This window comes from Altererythrobacter ishigakiensis (assembly GCF_001663155.1).
GTDB classification, from domain to species: Bacteria; Pseudomonadota; Alphaproteobacteria; order Sphingomonadales; family Sphingomonadaceae; genus Erythrobacter; species Erythrobacter ishigakiensis.
In genome coordinates, this window is the sequence record NZ_CP015963.1 from 1,629,008 (window position 1) to 1,644,628 (window position 15,621).

General features: G+C 58.2%; 16 protein-coding genes and 1 pseudogene. 14 read left to right on the plus strand and 3 right to left on the minus strand.

Features of this window, described 5'->3' with window-relative positions; all coding sequences use genetic code 11:
* Positions 1-19: 19 nt before the first annotated feature.
* Complete coding sequence (locus A6F69_RS07695; RefSeq protein WP_067599476.1) at positions 20-1,033, minus strand: 2-hydroxyacid dehydrogenase; 1,014 nt, start codon at positions 1,031-1,033, stop codon at positions 20-22.
* On the opposite strand from A6F69_RS07695, the gene A6F69_RS07700 reads away from it, so the two are divergent.
* A complete protein-coding gene (locus A6F69_RS07700; RefSeq protein ID WP_342669848.1) occupies positions 960-1,595 on the plus strand; it encodes an SH3 domain-containing protein in 636 nt (211 codons plus the stop codon). The two genes, A6F69_RS07695 and A6F69_RS07700, sit on opposite strands and share 74 nt — an antisense overlap.
* Before the next feature lie 5 nt (positions 1,596-1,600).
* Here A6F69_RS07700 and A6F69_RS07705 read toward each other — a convergent pair whose 3' ends face one another.
* Both A6F69_RS07705 and A6F69_RS07710 read right to left on the minus strand, forming a co-directional pair.
* Positions 1,601-2,023, minus strand: coding sequence for a hypothetical protein (locus A6F69_RS07705; RefSeq protein ID WP_067599478.1), 423 nt, complete (start codon positions 2,021-2,023; stop codon positions 1,601-1,603).
* A gap of 71 nt (positions 2,024-2,094) precedes the next feature.
* Positions 2,095-3,291 carry a thiolase family protein gene (locus A6F69_RS07710; RefSeq protein WP_067599482.1) on the minus strand — a complete coding sequence of 399 codons (1,197 nt, stop codon included), beginning with the start codon at positions 3,289-3,291 and terminating at the stop codon, positions 2,095-2,097.
* A 186-nt stretch (positions 3,292-3,477) separates the two neighbouring features.
* Here A6F69_RS07710 and A6F69_RS07715 point away from each other — a divergent pair, with 186 nt between their 5' ends.
* From A6F69_RS07715 to A6F69_RS07775, 13 genes and pseudogenes are all read left to right on the plus strand, one after another.
* Positions 3,478-4,908 (plus strand): coniferyl aldehyde dehydrogenase, encoded by a 1,431-nt coding sequence (locus tag A6F69_RS07715; RefSeq protein ID WP_067599490.1) that lies wholly within the window; start codon positions 3,478-3,480, stop codon positions 4,906-4,908.
* Positions 4,908-6,146: a YncE family protein gene (locus A6F69_RS07720; RefSeq protein ID WP_067599492.1), complete on the plus strand. Its 1,239-nt coding sequence runs from the start codon at positions 4,908-4,910 to the stop codon at positions 6,144-6,146. The genes A6F69_RS07715 and A6F69_RS07720 overlap by 1 nt, the downstream gene beginning before the upstream one ends.
* Before the next feature lie 117 nt (positions 6,147-6,263).
* On the plus strand, positions 6,264-6,638 hold the full coding sequence (locus A6F69_RS07725) for an NADH-quinone oxidoreductase subunit A (RefSeq protein ID WP_067602784.1): 375 nt from the start codon (positions 6,264-6,266) through the stop codon (positions 6,636-6,638).
* A gap of 71 nt (positions 6,639-6,709) precedes the next feature.
* Positions 6,710-7,243, plus strand: coding sequence for a NuoB/complex I 20 kDa subunit family protein (locus A6F69_RS07730; protein WP_067602787.1), 534 nt, complete (start codon positions 6,710-6,712; stop codon positions 7,241-7,243).
* 1 nt (position 7,244) lies between these two features.
* Positions 7,245-7,856, plus strand: a pseudogene (locus A6F69_RS07735) (NADH-quinone oxidoreductase subunit C); the annotation flags it as partial.
* 17 nt (positions 7,857-7,873) lie between these two features.
* Positions 7,874-9,088 (plus strand): NADH-quinone oxidoreductase subunit D, encoded by a 1,215-nt coding sequence (locus tag A6F69_RS07740; RefSeq protein WP_067599497.1) that lies wholly within the window; start codon positions 7,874-7,876, stop codon positions 9,086-9,088.
* 165 nt (positions 9,089-9,253) lie between these two features.
* On the plus strand, positions 9,254-9,922 hold the full coding sequence (locus A6F69_RS07745) for a complex I 24 kDa subunit family protein (RefSeq protein ID WP_067599499.1): 669 nt from the start codon (positions 9,254-9,256) through the stop codon (positions 9,920-9,922).
* On the plus strand, positions 9,922-10,104 hold the full coding sequence (locus A6F69_RS07750; protein ID WP_067599503.1) for a hypothetical protein: 183 nt from the start codon (positions 9,922-9,924) through the stop codon (positions 10,102-10,104). Before A6F69_RS07745 ends, A6F69_RS07750 begins: the two co-directional genes overlap by 1 nt.
* On the plus strand, positions 10,094-11,386 hold the full coding sequence (gene nuoF, locus A6F69_RS07755) for an NADH-quinone oxidoreductase subunit NuoF (protein WP_067602790.1): 1,293 nt from the start codon (positions 10,094-10,096) through the stop codon (positions 11,384-11,386). Before A6F69_RS07750 ends, nuoF begins: the two co-directional genes overlap by 11 nt.
* A complete protein-coding gene (gene nuoG, locus A6F69_RS07760; RefSeq protein ID WP_067599506.1) occupies positions 11,386-13,401 on the plus strand; it encodes an NADH-quinone oxidoreductase subunit NuoG in 2,016 nt (671 codons plus the stop codon). Before nuoF ends, nuoG begins: the two co-directional genes overlap by 1 nt.
* Positions 13,398-14,444, plus strand: coding sequence for an NADH-quinone oxidoreductase subunit NuoH (gene nuoH / locus A6F69_RS07765; RefSeq protein WP_067599508.1), 1,047 nt, complete (start codon positions 13,398-13,400; stop codon positions 14,442-14,444). Before nuoG ends, nuoH begins: the two co-directional genes overlap by 4 nt.
* Positions 14,441-14,929: an NADH-quinone oxidoreductase subunit NuoI gene (gene nuoI / locus A6F69_RS07770; RefSeq protein ID WP_067599510.1), complete on the plus strand. Its 489-nt coding sequence runs from the start codon at positions 14,441-14,443 to the stop codon at positions 14,927-14,929. Before nuoH ends, nuoI begins: the two co-directional genes overlap by 4 nt.
* Before the next feature lie 27 nt (positions 14,930-14,956).
* Positions 14,957-15,580, plus strand: a complete 624-nt coding sequence (locus A6F69_RS07775) for an NADH-quinone oxidoreductase subunit J (protein ID WP_067599512.1) — start codon at positions 14,957-14,959, stop codon at positions 15,578-15,580.
* The last annotated feature ends 41 nt before the right edge of the window (positions 15,581-15,621 follow it).

A 15,621-nucleotide genomic window follows, 5' to 3' on the forward strand; every position in this document is an offset into this window, starting at 1 on the left:
GGAAACGTGTTACGGGTCGCTAAAGGCCGATCAACACCTGATCAGGGGGACGGTGACCATCCATCCAGAAACGAATGTTGGCGATTACTTTCTCTCCTGAGGCTTCGCGACCTTCTGCAGTAGCACTACCGATATGCGGCAATGTCATAACATTGGGGATCTTCAGCAGTCGCCGGTCCACGTTCGGCTCGTCAGGGTAAACGTCCAGGCCAGCACCCGCCAGGTGACCACTTTCGAGGGCTTCGATTAGTGCCTCCTGGTCGATCAACTCGCCCCGCGCGGTGTTAATGATCGCAGAGCCGGGCTTCATTAGGGCAATCCGCCGGGCATCAATCATCCCGCGGGTCTCGTCGGTCATCGGGCAATGCAAGGTCAAGACATCCGCCTCGCCAACTAGAGAGTCCAGATCAGCTACAAATCTCACGGCCAGCATCCGTTCAACCGCTTCGGGCAGACGCTTTCGGTTGAAATAAGCGATTTCCATACCGAACGCACGAGCGCGATGGGCCACAGCCTGACCGATGCGGCCCATACCGACGATGCCAAGTACCTTGCCGCCCAACTTGCGCCCAAGCATTCCAGACGGAGCCCAACCTGTCCATTTGCCGCTACGGACCAGCCCCACGCCTTCACGGATGCGGCGGGGTACACCGATAATTCCTGCCATCGCAATATCTGCCGTGTCATCGGTGAAAACGCCAGGCGTATTCGTGACGATGATCTTGGCGTCGCGCGCGGCCGCCAGATCGATGTGATCAGTACCGGAGCCGAAACTTGCAATCAGCTTGAGTTGATTACCCGCTTGGCCGATCATCTCCGCATCGATGGTATCGGTCACCGTTGGCACCAATACATCGGCGCTTTGCATCGCTCTGATCAAATCACCGCGTGAAAACGGCGCATCGCTCGGGTTGAGTTCGACATCGAACAATTCTTCCATTCGCGCCTCTACCGATGGCATGAGCTGGCGCGTCACAATCACGCGAGGCTTGTGGTCAATTGGCTTCGAGATTTCGCTGGCGTTGATGGACATGGAGAACGCGCTAATGCGGGCGGGGGCAAACGGTCAAGCGATCATGCGCAGCATCTTGATGCCGGACCAAAAAAAGCTGTATGCGTTTCGCATGCGCATTCCAACATTACTTATCGCTCTAGCACTAGGAATGAATGGTCTTGCGCCGGCCCTCGCTCAGGACCGCGAAGTGCCATATTGGGCCTCTATTTCTTCACCTGAGGTGCGCATGCGGGTTGGGCCGAGCCGCGATTTTCCCATTGAATGGGTCTATAAGCGGGATGGACTTCCCGTGAAGATTGTGCGTGTGCAAGAAAGTTGGCGCTTGGTTCAGGATCCCGAGGGCGCACAGGGTTGGATGGCAGCCAGCCTGCTGAGCCTTGAACGAACGGCGATTGTTGTCGGTGAGGGCGTCACACCCATCCGGACCTCACCATCGGACACTTCCGACCTCAAATGGAATGTCGAGCCGGGCGTGGTTGGAAAGCTTGGGAAGTGTACGGCTGGATGGTGCGAGTTCGACGCCTCTGGCCGCGCGGGTTGGGTGCTTAAAGAAAGACTATGGGGCGCTGGTGAGCCCTGAACTGGTCATTCAGCTGCCAGATCGTCCTCGGATTTCTCTTCTTCGGCAATAGGCGTCACAAGATAGCTTTGCGAGCCATCTACCCGTGTTGTGACGAAGCTGCCGTCTTCTCCAGCCGGTTCGTTGGTCCAGCAACGTTCCTGTTCCTCTTCACCGTCCCCCTCAGGGTCAAAGCAAAGTTCATCATCGGCAGTGCGCCAGGTACCGCCGCCGACCACTTCCTCATTCTCGCCGTAGTCAACATAGGTCCCGTCTTCGTTGAGACGAGTAGTGCCGTAGACAGTGGTTTCGTCACCAACCGAGTAAAGTCCGGGCTGCATCACTGCCGGCGCGGCTTCTTCTATCGCGGCAGATTCTGGGGCGGGCGGTTCAGCCTGTTCACAAGCGGCAAGCGCCGCGACAGCAATGATAGAGACTGCAATCCTCATCGTGACTTCCCCTGATCACATATTGTGAGCGAGGGGATATCACAGATATCGGCTGGAGCAAATTTGGCCGGTTATGCGAGTTCGACTGCGATTGCCGTGGCTTCTCCGCCGCCGATGCAAAGAGAGGCCACGCCCCGCTTCTTACCCTGCTTCTTTAGCGCATTGAGCAACGTGACGATGATGCGTGTTCCCGATGCACCGATTGGGTGACCAAGCGCAGTTGCGCCGCCGTTCACATTGATTTTCTCATGCGGGATGCCGATGTCACGCATTGCGAACATGGCCACGCAAGCGAACGCTTCGTTGACTTCCCACAGATCAACTTCGTCGGTTGACCAGCCAGCGCGCTCAAGCACCTTGGTGATCGCGCCAACTGGAGCGACGGTGAAGTCCTTCGGCTCTTGCGCGTGGGCGGCAAGCGCAACAATCTTTGCCACCGGCTCCTGCCCGTTTTCTTTGGCTACGCTTTCACGAGTAAGGACAACCGCCGCCGCGCCATCTGAAATGGAGCTAGACGTTGCCGCTGTGATTGTCCCATCCTTCGCGAATGCTGGGCGCAGCTGAGGAATCTTGTCCGGCATGCCCCGACCCGGCTGCTCGTCAGTGTCCACCGTGACTTCACCTTTGCGAGTGGCAAAGGTAACGGGCACGACTTCGTCAGCAAATGCGCCGCTGGAAATAGCCTCGTTAGCGCGTCGGAGCGACTCAATTGAGTAGCCGTCCATGTCTTCGCGGGTAAGCTGGTATTCGTCTGCAGTATCCTGAGCAAAGGTGCCCATTGCGCGGCCCGCGTCATAGGCATCTTCCAGGCCATCCAGGAACATGTGATCATAAGCAGTGTCATGGCCGATGCGCGCGCCAGAACGGTGCTTTTGCAGCAAGTATGGCGCGTTGGTCATGCTCTCCATGCCGCCTGCGATGACATAGTCGATTGTACCACTGGCCAGCGCCTCTGCGCCCATGATCACGGTTTGCATGCCGCTGCCGCAAACCTTGTTTACAGTGGTTGCTTGCACGGACTTAGGAAGGCCAGCTTTCAATGTCGCTTGGCGGGCAGGGGCCTGGCCTAGGCCAGCTGGCAAGACGCAGCCCATGTAGGAACGGTCAAACTTGTCCGGCGCAACGCCGGAACGCTCGACTGCCGCCTTCACAGCTGTCGCGCCAAGATCGGTCGCCGAAACATCGGCCAAGGCGCCTTGCATGCCGCCCATCGGCGTGCGGGCATAGCTCAAGATGACGACGGGATCGGCGGCGGAAAACTGTGACATGTCTTTGTTCCTCGTTCGAGAGAGGGGAAGAATCGCTTCGCGATCTAATGCTGCAATGCGGCAAAGGCAAACCGTTCGCTATCGGAAATACGTATTAGCTTGCCTTGGCGCGCAGCCTAGGCGAGAAAGATAGCAATTCAAAACGCATTGGCCCAGATGGGTCATGAGAATAGCCGGGAGAGAACAATGGCTGACGATCTTCGCCAGGAACAGGAACGCATCCTCAAGCTGCAGCGATCTGCATTCACTCAGTCGCGCCCAGAGCCGATGAGCATGCGTAAGGATCGGATCAAGCGTGCGATGGCTCTGATCAAGGAAAATGGCGAAGACTTGGCCAAAACCATGAGCGCTGATTTCGGTAGCCGCAGCATGCAGCAGTCGATGATCACGGACATCGCTGCGACAGTTGGCGCGGGCAAGCATGCGCTAAAGAGCATGGACAAGTGGGCGCGGTCAGAGAAACGCCCGGTGCAGTTTCCATTGGGCTTGCTCGGCGCGAAAGCTGAAGTTCGCTATGAGCCCAAAGGTGTAATCGGCATTCTCAGCCCGTGGAATTTCCCCGTCAATCTGGCTTTCGCTCCGCTGATGCAGATCTTCGCAGCCGGCAACCGGGCAATGATCAAGCCGAGCGAGTTTACCGAACGCACCTCGCTGCTGATGAAGGAATTGGTGAAAGAGTATTTTACCGAGGATGAGCTGGCAGTGATTACAGGCGGGCCGGAAGTGGCCGCCGCTTTCTCCTCGCTACCATTTGATCATCTGGTCTTTACCGGTTCGACGCCAACTGGGCGCCGGGTGATGGAGGCCGCTTCCGCAAACCTTGTGCCAGTCACGCTAGAGCTAGGTGGCAAATCACCTGTATTCATGGGACGCAGCGCAGACTACGCCAAGGCTGGCGAGCGCATTGCTCTGGGCAAGATGATGAACGCAGGGCAGATCTGCCTCTCGCCAGACTATATGTATGTGCCGCAGGACAAGGAAGACGAGGCCATCGCAGGCGTCAGCCAAGGCGTGCACAACATGTACCCAACGCTGCTGGAGAATGACGACTACGCCTCGATCGTCAGCGACCGCCATTTTGAGCGACTGCAAGGACTTGTCGAAGATGCCCGAGGCAAGGGTGCGGAAGTGATTGAAGTCAATCCGGGCGGGGAGGATTTCTCCAACGCCAACCAGCGCAAGATGCCGCTTAACATCATCCGCAATGTCACCGACGAAATGGCGGTGATGCAGGAAGAGATTTTCGGTCCGCTATTGCCGGTGAAGACCTACAGCCAGATCGACGAAGCGGTCGATTATGTGAACGAGCATGATCGCCCGCTGGGCCTCTACTACTTTGGTGAGGACAAGGCCGAGCAGGAACGCGTGCTGACCAAAACGATCTCTGGCGGCGTGACGACCAACGATGTGATCTTCCATGTCTCGATGGAAGACCTGCCATTTGGCGGGGTAGGGCCGTCAGGAATGGGCAGCTACCACGCGATTGAAGGCTTCCGCGAGTTCAGCCACGCGCGCGCGGTATATCATCAACCAAAGATCGACATCGCAAAACTGGGCGGGTTCAAGCCGCCGTATGGCAAGGCAACCGATAAGGCTATCGCTCAGATGATGAAGTGATGCTGCGAGCTTTCGCAGCAGGCTTCGCGCTCGTTCTAGCCTCGCCCGCATGGGCGGAGGAAGTTCCGGTATGGCGCGCGGTTGACGCTTCGACTGGCCAAATCCGCGATGTCGGGGGATTGGAACAGCTCGCGCTAGACTTTCCCGATAGTGGGACCGTGCGCCTGCGCATGCTTCAGCCCTTGCTGGAGGCCGACGAGGTCGAAAAGGTCATGCAGACGCTCGAGTGGCTGTATGACCGCGGTTACGTGTTCAGCGATGTCGCGAAGGAGCAAATCCCGCGATTGCTCGAAGGGGTTGATCCCGGGCGCATCGCGGAACGCCTACGCGCGGACGCCGAGGTGATTGAGGTGAGCGAGGTTGTGGCGACCGTTCCGGCCGAGGCGGGTTTGGCGGAAGATGTCATGCCCCTTGCAAATGGCGAGGGTGTAGTGGTGACTTCGGTAAGTGAGAATGCTCTTTTTGGCCCTGGACCGGGGGGAAATTGGATCGCCCTGACCTTGCCAGAGGCAAACGATTTGTCGGGTTTTGCAACAGGGACTGGCCAGAATGTTGGCTGGGTCGCCTCGGGAAACATCGATGGTTCGTCAGACGATAAAGAACTGTTCTCTGGCCTTATCGGGCTAACAGGGGACCTCGACACCACAATTTATATTCGAGCTCCGAATGGCGCCACCGTGTCAGATATCCATGTGGCCAATGGCGGGAGACTGTTCGCGAGTGATCCGATATCCGGCGGTGTTTATACCGCGAATGCCGACGATGATGTGCTCGCGCCGTTATTGGCACCCGGCACCTTCCGTTCTCCGCAAGGGCTCGCGACCAATGCGGACGATACGAAGCTCTACGTCAGCGACTATCGCTATGCCATCGCTGTTATCGATCTTGAAACGCGGGAAGTGTCCCGCCTTGCCAGCGACATTCCGGTAATCCTCGACGGTGTCGACGGGCTTTGGCGCAATGGGAATGAATTGATCGCCGTCCAGAACGGAACGTCGCCCATGCGCATTTCCGCATTCAAGCTTTCCAAAGATGGCATGCGCGTGATCGGCCATCGCATCTTGGAACAAGCGCATTCGGAGTGGACCGAGCCCCTGTCAGGCAGCATCGACGGTGACGCGCTGATTTATATCGGCAATGGTCAGTGGGATCGCTATTTCGAAGGCGAGCTTAAGCCCGGAATGGAAGCACTTCCGACCGAGATTCGCCGACTGCCGATTGCCCGATCTGCCGGGTAATCCCCGCAGATTTACCTATGCGCAACGCAAGTGCTATGAATTACACGATTCCCGCCCTTGCACCTTCGCTTGGAGGGGCTTAGAGGCGGGCGCGACTTTGCAGCGACGGGAATCATTGTGGTCGATCTTTCACAGTATCTACCGATACTGATATTCATATTTATCGCGCTCGGGCTCTCCGTGGCGTTTGTGTTCCTGCCTATGGGTGTTTCGCGCCTGACGGGTGCTCACAATCCCGATGCGGAAAAGCTCAGCGAGTACGAGTGCGGCTTTCCGGCATTTGATGACGCACGCAGCCAGTTTGACGTTCGCTTTTACCTCGTCGCGATCAGCTTCATCATCTTCGATCTCGAGGCAGCCTTCCTGTTCCCATGGGCGGTGAGCCTAGGTGAGACTGGCTGGGTCGGCTGGATCGGTATGATGGTGTTCCTTGGCATCCTTGCCATTGGGCTTGCTTATGAATGGAAGAAGGGAGCTCTGGACTGGGAATGAGCACTTCTAACAACAATAGCACAATTATCACTCCGCCGACCGCGCCGATCAGCGCGGCTGAAGCTGCTGCTATGATGCCAACGGCCAAAGGCGGCGAAGTTCGCACGCCTGACGCAGACTACTTTGAGGCGCTGCAGACAGAGGTCAATGATAAGGGCTTTCTGGTCACCTCGACCGAGGATGTTTTCCAATGGGCGCGCACAGGCTCGCTGTGGTGGATGACCTTTGGCCTCGCATGCTGCGCGGTTGAAATGATCCACGCCAACATGCCGCGCTATGACATGGAGCGGTTTGGCGCTGCGCCGCGTGCATCCCCGCGCCAGTCAGACTTGATGATCGTTGCTGGTACGCTGTGCAACAAGATGGCCCCGGCGCTACGCAAGGTTTACGATCAGATGTCTGACCCGAAGTACGTGATCAGCATGGGCAGCTGCGCCAATGGCGGCGGTTATTACCACTATTCCTACAGCGTCGTTCGCGGCTGCGATCGGATCGTGCCGGTCGATATCTATGTACCAGGTTGCCCACCAACCGCAGAAGCGCTGCTCTACGGCGTGATGCAGTTGCAGCGGAAGATCCGCCGCGCTGGGACGATTGAGCGCTAAGATGGCTGTTCTTCACTCCGCTCCGAAGATTTCGTCCAATGAAGGTGTGCGCGACGCACTTGTCGCAGCGCTTGGTGATATGGTGGTGTCTTCGAAAGAAGAGCACGGCGAGATCGTTATCACCGTCAAGCGTGACGAAATCGAGAATGCTCTGAAGCTGCTGCGTGACGATCACGAATATCAGCAGATGATGGAAATTGCAGGCGTTGACTATCCCGAGCGGGCGGAGCGGTTCGAAGTCGTCTACATGCTGCAGTCGCTGACGAATAACCATCGTGTGATGGTAAAGGTCAGCACGGACGAAGCAACGCCTGTTCCTACGATCACAACGTTGTGGCCCAATGCGGGCTGGCTGGAACGCGAGGTGTTCGATCTGTACGGCGTGACATTCGCGGGCAATCCTGACCTGCGCCGTATCCTCACCGATTACGGCTTCGAAGGGCATCCCTTCCGCAAGGATTTCCCGCTGACAGGCTATCACGAGCTGCGCTATTCCGAAGAGGAAAAGCGCGTGGTGTACGAACCGGTCGAGCTGGCACAGGACCTGCGCCAGTTTGATTTCCTCTCACCTTGGGAAGGCTCTGACTACGTGCTTCCGGGTGACGAGAAAGCGCAAGAGGGGGACAAGAAATGAGCAATATTCAGCTCGAACAGTCCCCCACCACCGGTGATGAAGTCATCACCAATTACACGATCAATTTCGGGCCTCAGCACCCCGCGGCGCACGGCGTGCTGCGCATGGTGATGGAGCTGGACGGCGAAGTGATCGAGCGGATCGATCCGCATGTCGGCCTGCTTCACCGAGGCACCGAGAAGCTGATCGAGCACAAGACTTACTTGCAGGCGTTGCCCTATTTCGACCGGCTCGATTACTGCTCTCCGCTGGCGCAGGAATACAGCTACGTTCTCGCGATCGAGAAGTTGCTCAATCTCGAAGTGCCAGAGCGTGCGCAATATCTGCGCGTGCTGTTCGCCGAGCTGACCCGCATCTGCAATCACATGCTCAATATGGGCGCGCATATCCTCGACGTGGGTGCATTCACACCGAACCTGTGGATCATGGACCTGCGCGAAGATTGCATGAACTTCTTCGAGCGTGCCTCTGGCGCGCGCATGCACAGCGCCTGGTTCCGCCCCGGCGGCGTGCATCAGGATGTGCCGGAAAAGCTGCTGGTCGATATCGGCGAATGGCTAGACGGGCGTTTCTTCCCACTGTTCGAAGACGCGATGAGCCTGGTAATGGACAACCGCATCTTCAAACAGCGCAATGTCGATATCGCCGTGGTCAACCGCGATGATGCGATTGCATGGGGCTTCAGTGGTCCGATGATCCGCGCAGCGGGCATTCCGTGGGATCTGCGCAAGGCCCAGCCTTACGATGTCTATGACCGGATGGAGTTCGACATTCCTGTCGGCACCAATTCGGACTGCTATGACCGCTTCATGGTACGCGTGAAGGAAATTTACGAGAGCGCCAAGATTATGCGTCAGTGCCTGCGTGATATGCCCGACGGGCCGGTCGCGAGCACCGACGGCAAGGTTTCACCGCCGAAGCGCGGCGAGATGAAGCAATCGATGGAAGCGCTGATCCACCACTTCAAGCTCTACACAGAGGGCTTCCATGTGCCTGCAGGCGAAGTCTACGTTGCTACTGAGAGCCCCAAGGGCGAGTTCGGCGTCTATCTGGTCAGCGACGGCACGAACAAGCCATATCGCTGCAAGATCCGCCCGACCGCGTTTAGCCACCTTCAAGCGATGGATATGATGAGCAAAGGACACATGCTGCCCGACGCGACCGCTATTCTGGGCGCGATCGACGTCGTATTCGGGGAGTGCGACCGGTGAATCGCTCAACGGCTCTGGTCGGGATCGCTTTGTGCGCGATTCTCCTTTTTTTGGACTCAAGCGGCATCGTTGATCTTGGTTATTTCGCATACGGCTTGATGTTCATCATCTTGGGATTGGGGACTTCGGTTCTTGTTTCAGTTAGATCCGTGAAGGACGACGCAAATGGCTGACCGTACGCCCGCACCCGACACGCCTGAACTGCGCGAGCGCTGGGGCTCTTTCGAATGGACGAAAGAGAACCGCAAGAAGGCTGATTATCATATCGCCAAGTACCCTGAGGGCCGTCAGAAATCGGCGGTGATGCCGCTGCTCGATCTGGCTCAGCGTCAGGTTGGCGCCGAGACCGATACACAGGGTTGGCTGCCTCTTCCGGTGATCGAATATGTCGCGGACTATCTCGACATGCCGGTGATCCGCGTGCTCGAGGTTGCAACCTTCTATTTCATGTACAACATGAAGCCGGTCGGGAAGTATCACGTGCAGGTATGCGGCACGACGCCGTGCATGCTGCGCGGATCGGATGGTCTGTTCGAAACCTGCAAGAAGCGAGGCATGAAGAAAGGCGAAGTGTCCCAGGATGGCCTTTGGACGCTGACCGAAGTCGAATGCATGGGCAATTGTGCGACTGCGCCGATGGTCCAGATCAATGATGACAATTACGAAGACCTGACGCCAGAGCGCTTGGACGCTGTGCTTGATGCGCTGGCCAAGGGCGAGCAGCCCAAGACCGGCACGCAAGAGCCGGGACGCCATACGTCAGAACCTGCGAACGCCCTGAGCAATCTGAAAGAGATGGTCACCGAGAACCACGACTACCGGGGAGATTGGTGATGACCGGCGGCGTTCTCGCATTGATGATTGCCGGGCTCATCGGTTTCGGCGCTGGCGCCTATCTCGCCGCGACGGGTGAACGTCCGATAGGGATCATGTTCATGGGATTTGGTCTCATGTTCCAGGTGCTGACACTACGTCAACTTCGCGCGGCAAAGAAGGATGGCAACGATGCTGGCTGATAAGGATCGCATCTTTACCAATGTCTACGGGTTCCAGCCGTGGAACCTCCCCGCTGCGCAGGCGCGCGGCGATTGGGACAACACCAAGAAGCTGCTCGAGCGCGGGCAGGAAGCGATCATCGAAGAGATCAAGGACTCCGGCCTTCGCGGGCGGGGCGGGGCAGGCTTCCCGACCGGCCTGAAGTGGTCGTTCATGCCGAAAGAAAGCAAGGATGGTCGTCCGAGCTTCCTCGTCATCAATGCCGACGAATCCGAGCCGGGTTCGTGCAAGGACCGCGAGATTATCCGCCACGATCCGCACAAGCTGATCGAAGGCGCGCTCTGCGCCGGTTTCGCGATGCGCGCGCGTGCCGCCTATATCTACATTCGCGGCGAATATATCCGCGAGGCGGAAACTCTTCAGTCGGCTATCGACGAAGCGTACGATGTGGGGCTGATTGGCAAAAACGCCAGCGGTTCCGGCTATGACTTCGATGTCTTCATGCACCGCGGTGCTGGCGCTTATATCTGCGGCGAAGAAACCGCGATGATCGAGAGCCTGGAGGGCAAGAAAGGCCAACCGCGCCTCAAGCCACCATTCCCGGCGGGTGCGGGCCTTTATGGCTGCCCGACCACGGTCAACAATGTCGAGTCTATCGCGGTTGTGCCTACGATCCTGCGGCGTGGCGCATCATGGTTCAACAGCTTCGGGCGTGAGAATAACCACGGGACCAAGCTGTTCCAGATCAGCGGGCATGTTGAAAAGCCCTGCGTGGTCGAGGAAGCGATGAGCATCCCGTTCCGCGAGCTGATTGAAAAGCATTGCGGCGGTATCACCGGCGGGTGGGATAATCTGCTGGCGGTTATTCCGGGTGGTTCTTCGGTTCCATTGGTTCCTGCGAAGGAAATCATGGACGCACCGATGGATTTTGACGGGCTGCGCGAACTTGGCTCTGGCCTCGGTACGGCCGCCGTCATCGTGATGGACAAATCCACCGATATCATCCGGGCAATTTCGCGCCTTTCGTATTTCTACAAGCACGAAAGCTGCGGCCAGTGCACGCCGTGCCGTGAAGGCACAGGCTGGATGTGGCGCATGATGGAGCGACTGCGCACCGGCGATGCGGCAATCGAGGAGATCGACATGCTGCAGCAGGTTACCAAGCAGGTCGAAGGTCACACGATCTGCGCACTCGGCGATGCGGCGGCTTGGCCGATCCAGGGCCTGATCCGCCATTTCCGCCCCGAGCTGGAGCGCCGGATTGAAGAGCACAATGCGAAGTTCCAGGAGGCCGCTGAGTAATGCCTAAGGTCACCGTAGACGGACAGGAAATCGAAGTCCCTGAAGGCGCGACAGTCCTTCAGGCGGCGGAGCTTGCGGGCAAGGAAATCCCGCGTTTCTGTTACCACGAGCGCTTAAGTATCGCCGGTAACTGCCGGATGTGTCTGGTAGAAGTGAAGCCGGGGCCGCCGAAGCCGCAGGCCAGCTGCGCCCTGCCGACCAGCGAAGGTCAGGAAATCCGCACTGACACCGAAATGGTGAAGAAAGCACGCGAAGGCGTGATGGAATTCCTCCTGATCAACCACCCGCTCGATTGCCCGATTTGCGACCAGGGCGGCGAATGCGATTTGCAGGACCAGGCGGTTGCTTATGGCCGTGGCGGTTCGCGCTATGAAGAGAACAAACGCGCCGTAACCGAGAAATACATGGGCCCGCTGATCAAGACGATCATGACCCGCTGCATTCATTGCACCCGCTGTGTTCGTTTCAGCGAGGAAATCGCGGGCGTGGACGAGATCGGCGCGCTCTATCGCGGCGAAGATATGCAGATCACCACCTATCTGGAACAGGCGGCGGCGCATGAAATGAGCGCCAATGTGATCGACCTGTGCCCGGTTGGTGCTTTAACCTCACGCCCCTATGCGTTCGAAGCGCGTCCATGGGAGCTGAAGAAGACGCTCAGCATTGATGTTTCGGACGCGGTTGGCGCGAATATCCGGCTCGACAGCCGTGGCCGCGAAGTCATGCGCGCGCTTCCGCGCATCAATGATGACGTCAATGAAGAATGGATCTCTGATAAGGCGCGGTATCAGGTTGACGGCCTGACCAAGCGGCGCCTGGACAAGGTGTTCATGCGCAAGCGTGGCGGATTGAAGCCCGCGACGTGGGAAGAAGCGTTCAAGGCAATCGCCAAGCAGCTGAAATCTGACAAGTCGTCGGTCGCGGCAGTTGCCGGCGACATGGTCGATTGCGAGACCATGTTTGCCGCCAAATCGCTGCTCAAGGCTTGCGGATCGACTCTGATCGAGGGCCGCCAGACCGGCATGGATTACGACGTTTCGAGCTTGGCCGCGGTGAATTTCAATTCAACGCTGGCAGGTATCGAAACGGCCGATGCCATCCTGATCGTGGGCAGTCATGTGCGCTGGGAAGCGCCATCGGTGAATGTCCGCTTGCGCAAGGCCGTGAAGAACGGCGCGAGGGTCTATGTGATTGGCCCTGAGTGGGAGACCACTTTCCACGCGACCTTCCTGGGCGCGGATCTTTCGGTGTTGTCGAATCTGCCTAGCGATCTGGTCGAGCACTTCCACGAGGCAGAGCGTCCCGCGATCATCATGGGCGGCGCCGCGCTGGCGAAGGGCGCGCTCCATGCGGGTCTCGCGGCGGCAGAGCAGTTGAAGGTTGTCCGCGATGGCTGGAACGGCTTCAACGTCCTCCATTTTTCGGCCGCACGTATGGGCGGGCTGATGCTCGGCTTCGCGCAAAAAGGCGGCATGAAAGATATCGCGGCGGCTTCGCCCAAAGTGGTCCTCAGCCTCGGCGCGGACGAGATGGACTTCGAGCCCTACGCCGACAGCCTTAAGGTCTACATCGGCCACCACGGTGACAAGGGTGCGCATGCAGCAGATATTATTTTGCCCGCAGCCACCTATGCCGAGAAGGACGGAACCTACGTCAACACTGAGGGCCGCGTGCAATTCGCGGAGAAAGCCGTGTTTGCCCCGGGCGATGCGCGCGAAGACTGGACGATCCTGCGGGCACTAGCAGATGCATTGGGCGTGAATGTCGCGTTTGACAGCTTTGGCGAGCTGCAGGCGGCGATGATTGCCGAAGTACCTGCACTGGGCGAAGAGGGCCTCGCGGATTACGGCGCGCTACCGGCTGCTCCTGCGGGCGCGAAGGCAGAAGGCGTGATAGAAGCTTATCCGATCAAGGACTTCTACCTCACCAACCCGATCGCCCGCGCCAGCGCGGTGATGCAGCGCTGCTCGGCAGAATTGCTCCACGGCGATGAGCTGAAGGAGGCGGCAGAATGACCGAATTTTTCCAATCCCTTGGCATGACATACGAATGGGCGTGGTTCGCAGCTACGATCAGTGGCATTTTGCTGATCGCCTTCCCGGTGATGCTCGCGGTCGCGATGATCATCTATATGGACCGCAAGGTGCTTGGCGCGGTGATGCTGCGGCGCGGGCCCAATGTGGTTGGCCCCTTTGGCCTGCTTCAAAGCTTTGCCGATGGCCTGAAGGTCTTCCTGCAGGAAACGATCATCCCCTCTGCCGCGAACAAGGGCATCTTCCTGCTCGCGCCGATTGTGACTTTCACCGTCGCACTCGCGGCATGGGCTGTGATCCCGTTCGATGCGCATATGGTACTGGCAGACATCAATGTCGGCCTGCTCTACATTCTGGCGATTAGCAGCCTCGGCGTTTACGGCGTGGTGATGGCGGGCTGGGCGTCGAACTCGAAATACCCGTTCTTCTCCGCGATGCGCGCCGCCGCGCAAATGATCAGCTACGAAGTCTCGATCGGCTTCATCCTGGTTTGCGTGGTGCTGTGGGCGGGCACGTTCAATTTGAACGGCATTATCGAGGCGCAGCGCGGGCACGGGCTTGGTTTCGTCAACGGGTTCTTCTTCAACCCGCTGCTGTTCCCGATGTTCGTCGTGTTCTTCATCAGCTGTTTGGCGGAAACCGCGCGCGCGCCGTTTGACCTGACCGAGGCGGAATCCGAACTCGTCGCCGGTTTCCAAACTGAATACAGCTCGATGAGCTTCGCGCTGTTCTGGCTGGGTGAATACGCCAACATCCTGCTGATGTGCATGCTGTGCGCGATCCTGTTTGTCGGGGGCTGGTTGCCGCCGGTGGAGTGGGAGCCGCTTTACTCGGTGCCGGGCATCATCTGGCTGCTGGGCAAGACGCTGTTCTTCTTCTTCCTGTTCAGCTGGATATGGGCGACCGTGCCGCGCTTCCGGTATGACCAGCTGATGCGGCTTGGCTGGAAGGTGTTCCTTCCGATGAGCCTGATCTTCGTCGCCGCTATCTCTGGCTATCTCATGGCTACGGGTCACTTCTCATGAGCACCGTCACTCACTTCATCAAATCTTTCACGCTTTGGGAATTCCTGAAGGCGCATGCACTGACGCTGAAGTATCTCTTCAAGCCCAAGCTGACGGTGAACTATCCGTTCGAGAAGAACGCGCTCAGCCCGCGTTTCCGTGGTGAGCATGCGCTGCGCCGCTATCCCAACGGCGAAGAACGCTGCATCGCCTGCAAACTGTGCGAAGCGGTGTGCCCGGCGCAAGCGATCACGATCGAAAGCGAACCGCGCGATGACGGCAGCCGCCGCACCACGCGCTATGACATCGACATGACGAAATGCATCTATTGCGGCTTCTGTCAGGAAGCCTGCCCGGTGGATGCGATCGTCGAAGGTCCGAACTTCGAATACGCCACCGAAACACGCGAGGAGCTGCTCTACGACAAGGCGAAATTGCTGGCCAACGGGGACAAGTGGGAGCGGGCAATTGCCGCGAACCTTGAAGCCGATGCGCCGTATCGCTAACGGGCGCCGTGGGGTGAGACAGGGGTCATGATACAAACCTTATCCTTCTATCTGTTCGCAGGTCTGATGATCGGCAGCGCGCTGCTGGTTATCACTGCGCGCAACCCGGTGCATTCGGTGCTCTGGCTGATCCTCGCTTTCTTCAACGGCGCAGGCCTGATGGTGTTGGTTGGGGCAGAGTTCATCGCGATGCTGCTGGTGATCGTCTATGTCGGCGCAGTTGCGGTGCTGTTCCTGTTCGTGGTCATGATGCTGAACATCGATTTCGCCGCCATGCGCGCGGGTTTCATCAAGAATTTCCCGCTTGGACTGCTGGTTGCGCTGATCCTGTTTGCAGAGCTGTTTATTGGCATCGTTGCCTACAATTCTGGTGGCTTGGAGCTGGGCACACCCAGTGGCACCGCTGCGCAGCCGCTGGGCATGAGCAATATCGAAGCCATCGGCGCGCTGCTTTACGGCCGTTATATCTTCCTGTTCGAAGTGGCGGGCATCATCCTGCTGGTGGCAATGATCGGCGCGATTGTGCTGACGCACCGCAAACGTCCGGACAACACCCGTTCACGGCAGGATATAGGCAAGCAGATCCGTCGCCGTCCCGAAGATGCAACAGTCATGAAGAACCCGGAGAGCGGGCAGGGGGTCGAGCTGTGATTGGCATCGAACACTATATCACCGTCAGTGCGATCCTGTTC

Coding starts and splice junctions, on each gene's coding strand:
- nuoI (WP_067599510.1), top strand. CDS start 14,441: ATGAGCACCGTCACTCACTTCATCAAATCTTTCACGCTTTGGGAATTC.
- nuoG (WP_067599506.1), top strand. CDS start 11,386: ATGCCTAAGGTCACCGTAGACGGACAGGAAATCGAAGTCCCTGAAGGC.
- A6F69_RS07730 (WP_067602787.1), top strand. CDS start 6,710: ATGATGCCAACGGCCAAAGGCGGCGAAGTTCGCACGCCTGACGCAGAC.
- A6F69_RS07695 (WP_067599476.1), bottom strand. CDS start 1,033: ATGTCCATCAACGCCAGCGAAATCTCGAAGCCAATTGACCACAAGCCT.
- nuoF (WP_067602790.1), top strand. CDS start 10,094: ATGCTGGCTGATAAGGATCGCATCTTTACCAATGTCTACGGGTTCCAG.
- A6F69_RS07715 (WP_067599490.1), top strand. CDS start 3,478: ATGGCTGACGATCTTCGCCAGGAACAGGAACGCATCCTCAAGCTGCAG.
- A6F69_RS07720 (WP_067599492.1), top strand. CDS start 4,908: ATGCTGCGAGCTTTCGCAGCAGGCTTCGCGCTCGTTCTAGCCTCGCCC.
- A6F69_RS07710 (WP_067599482.1), bottom strand. CDS start 3,291: ATGTCACAGTTTTCCGCCGCCGATCCCGTCGTCATCTTGAGCTATGCC.
- A6F69_RS07700 (WP_342669848.1), top strand. CDS start 960: ATGAGCTGGCGCGTCACAATCACGCGAGGCTTGTGGTCAATTGGCTTC.
- A6F69_RS07745 (WP_067599499.1), top strand. CDS start 9,254: ATGGCTGACCGTACGCCCGCACCCGACACGCCTGAACTGCGCGAGCGC.
- A6F69_RS07750 (WP_067599503.1), top strand. CDS start 9,922: ATGACCGGCGGCGTTCTCGCATTGATGATTGCCGGGCTCATCGGTTTC.
- A6F69_RS07740 (WP_067599497.1), top strand. CDS start 7,874: ATGAGCAATATTCAGCTCGAACAGTCCCCCACCACCGGTGATGAAGTC.
- A6F69_RS07775 (WP_067599512.1), top strand. CDS start 14,957: ATGATACAAACCTTATCCTTCTATCTGTTCGCAGGTCTGATGATCGGC.
- nuoH (WP_067599508.1), top strand. CDS start 13,398: ATGACCGAATTTTTCCAATCCCTTGGCATGACATACGAATGGGCGTGG.
- A6F69_RS07705 (WP_067599478.1), bottom strand. CDS start 2,023: ATGAGGATTGCAGTCTCTATCATTGCTGTCGCGGCGCTTGCCGCTTGT.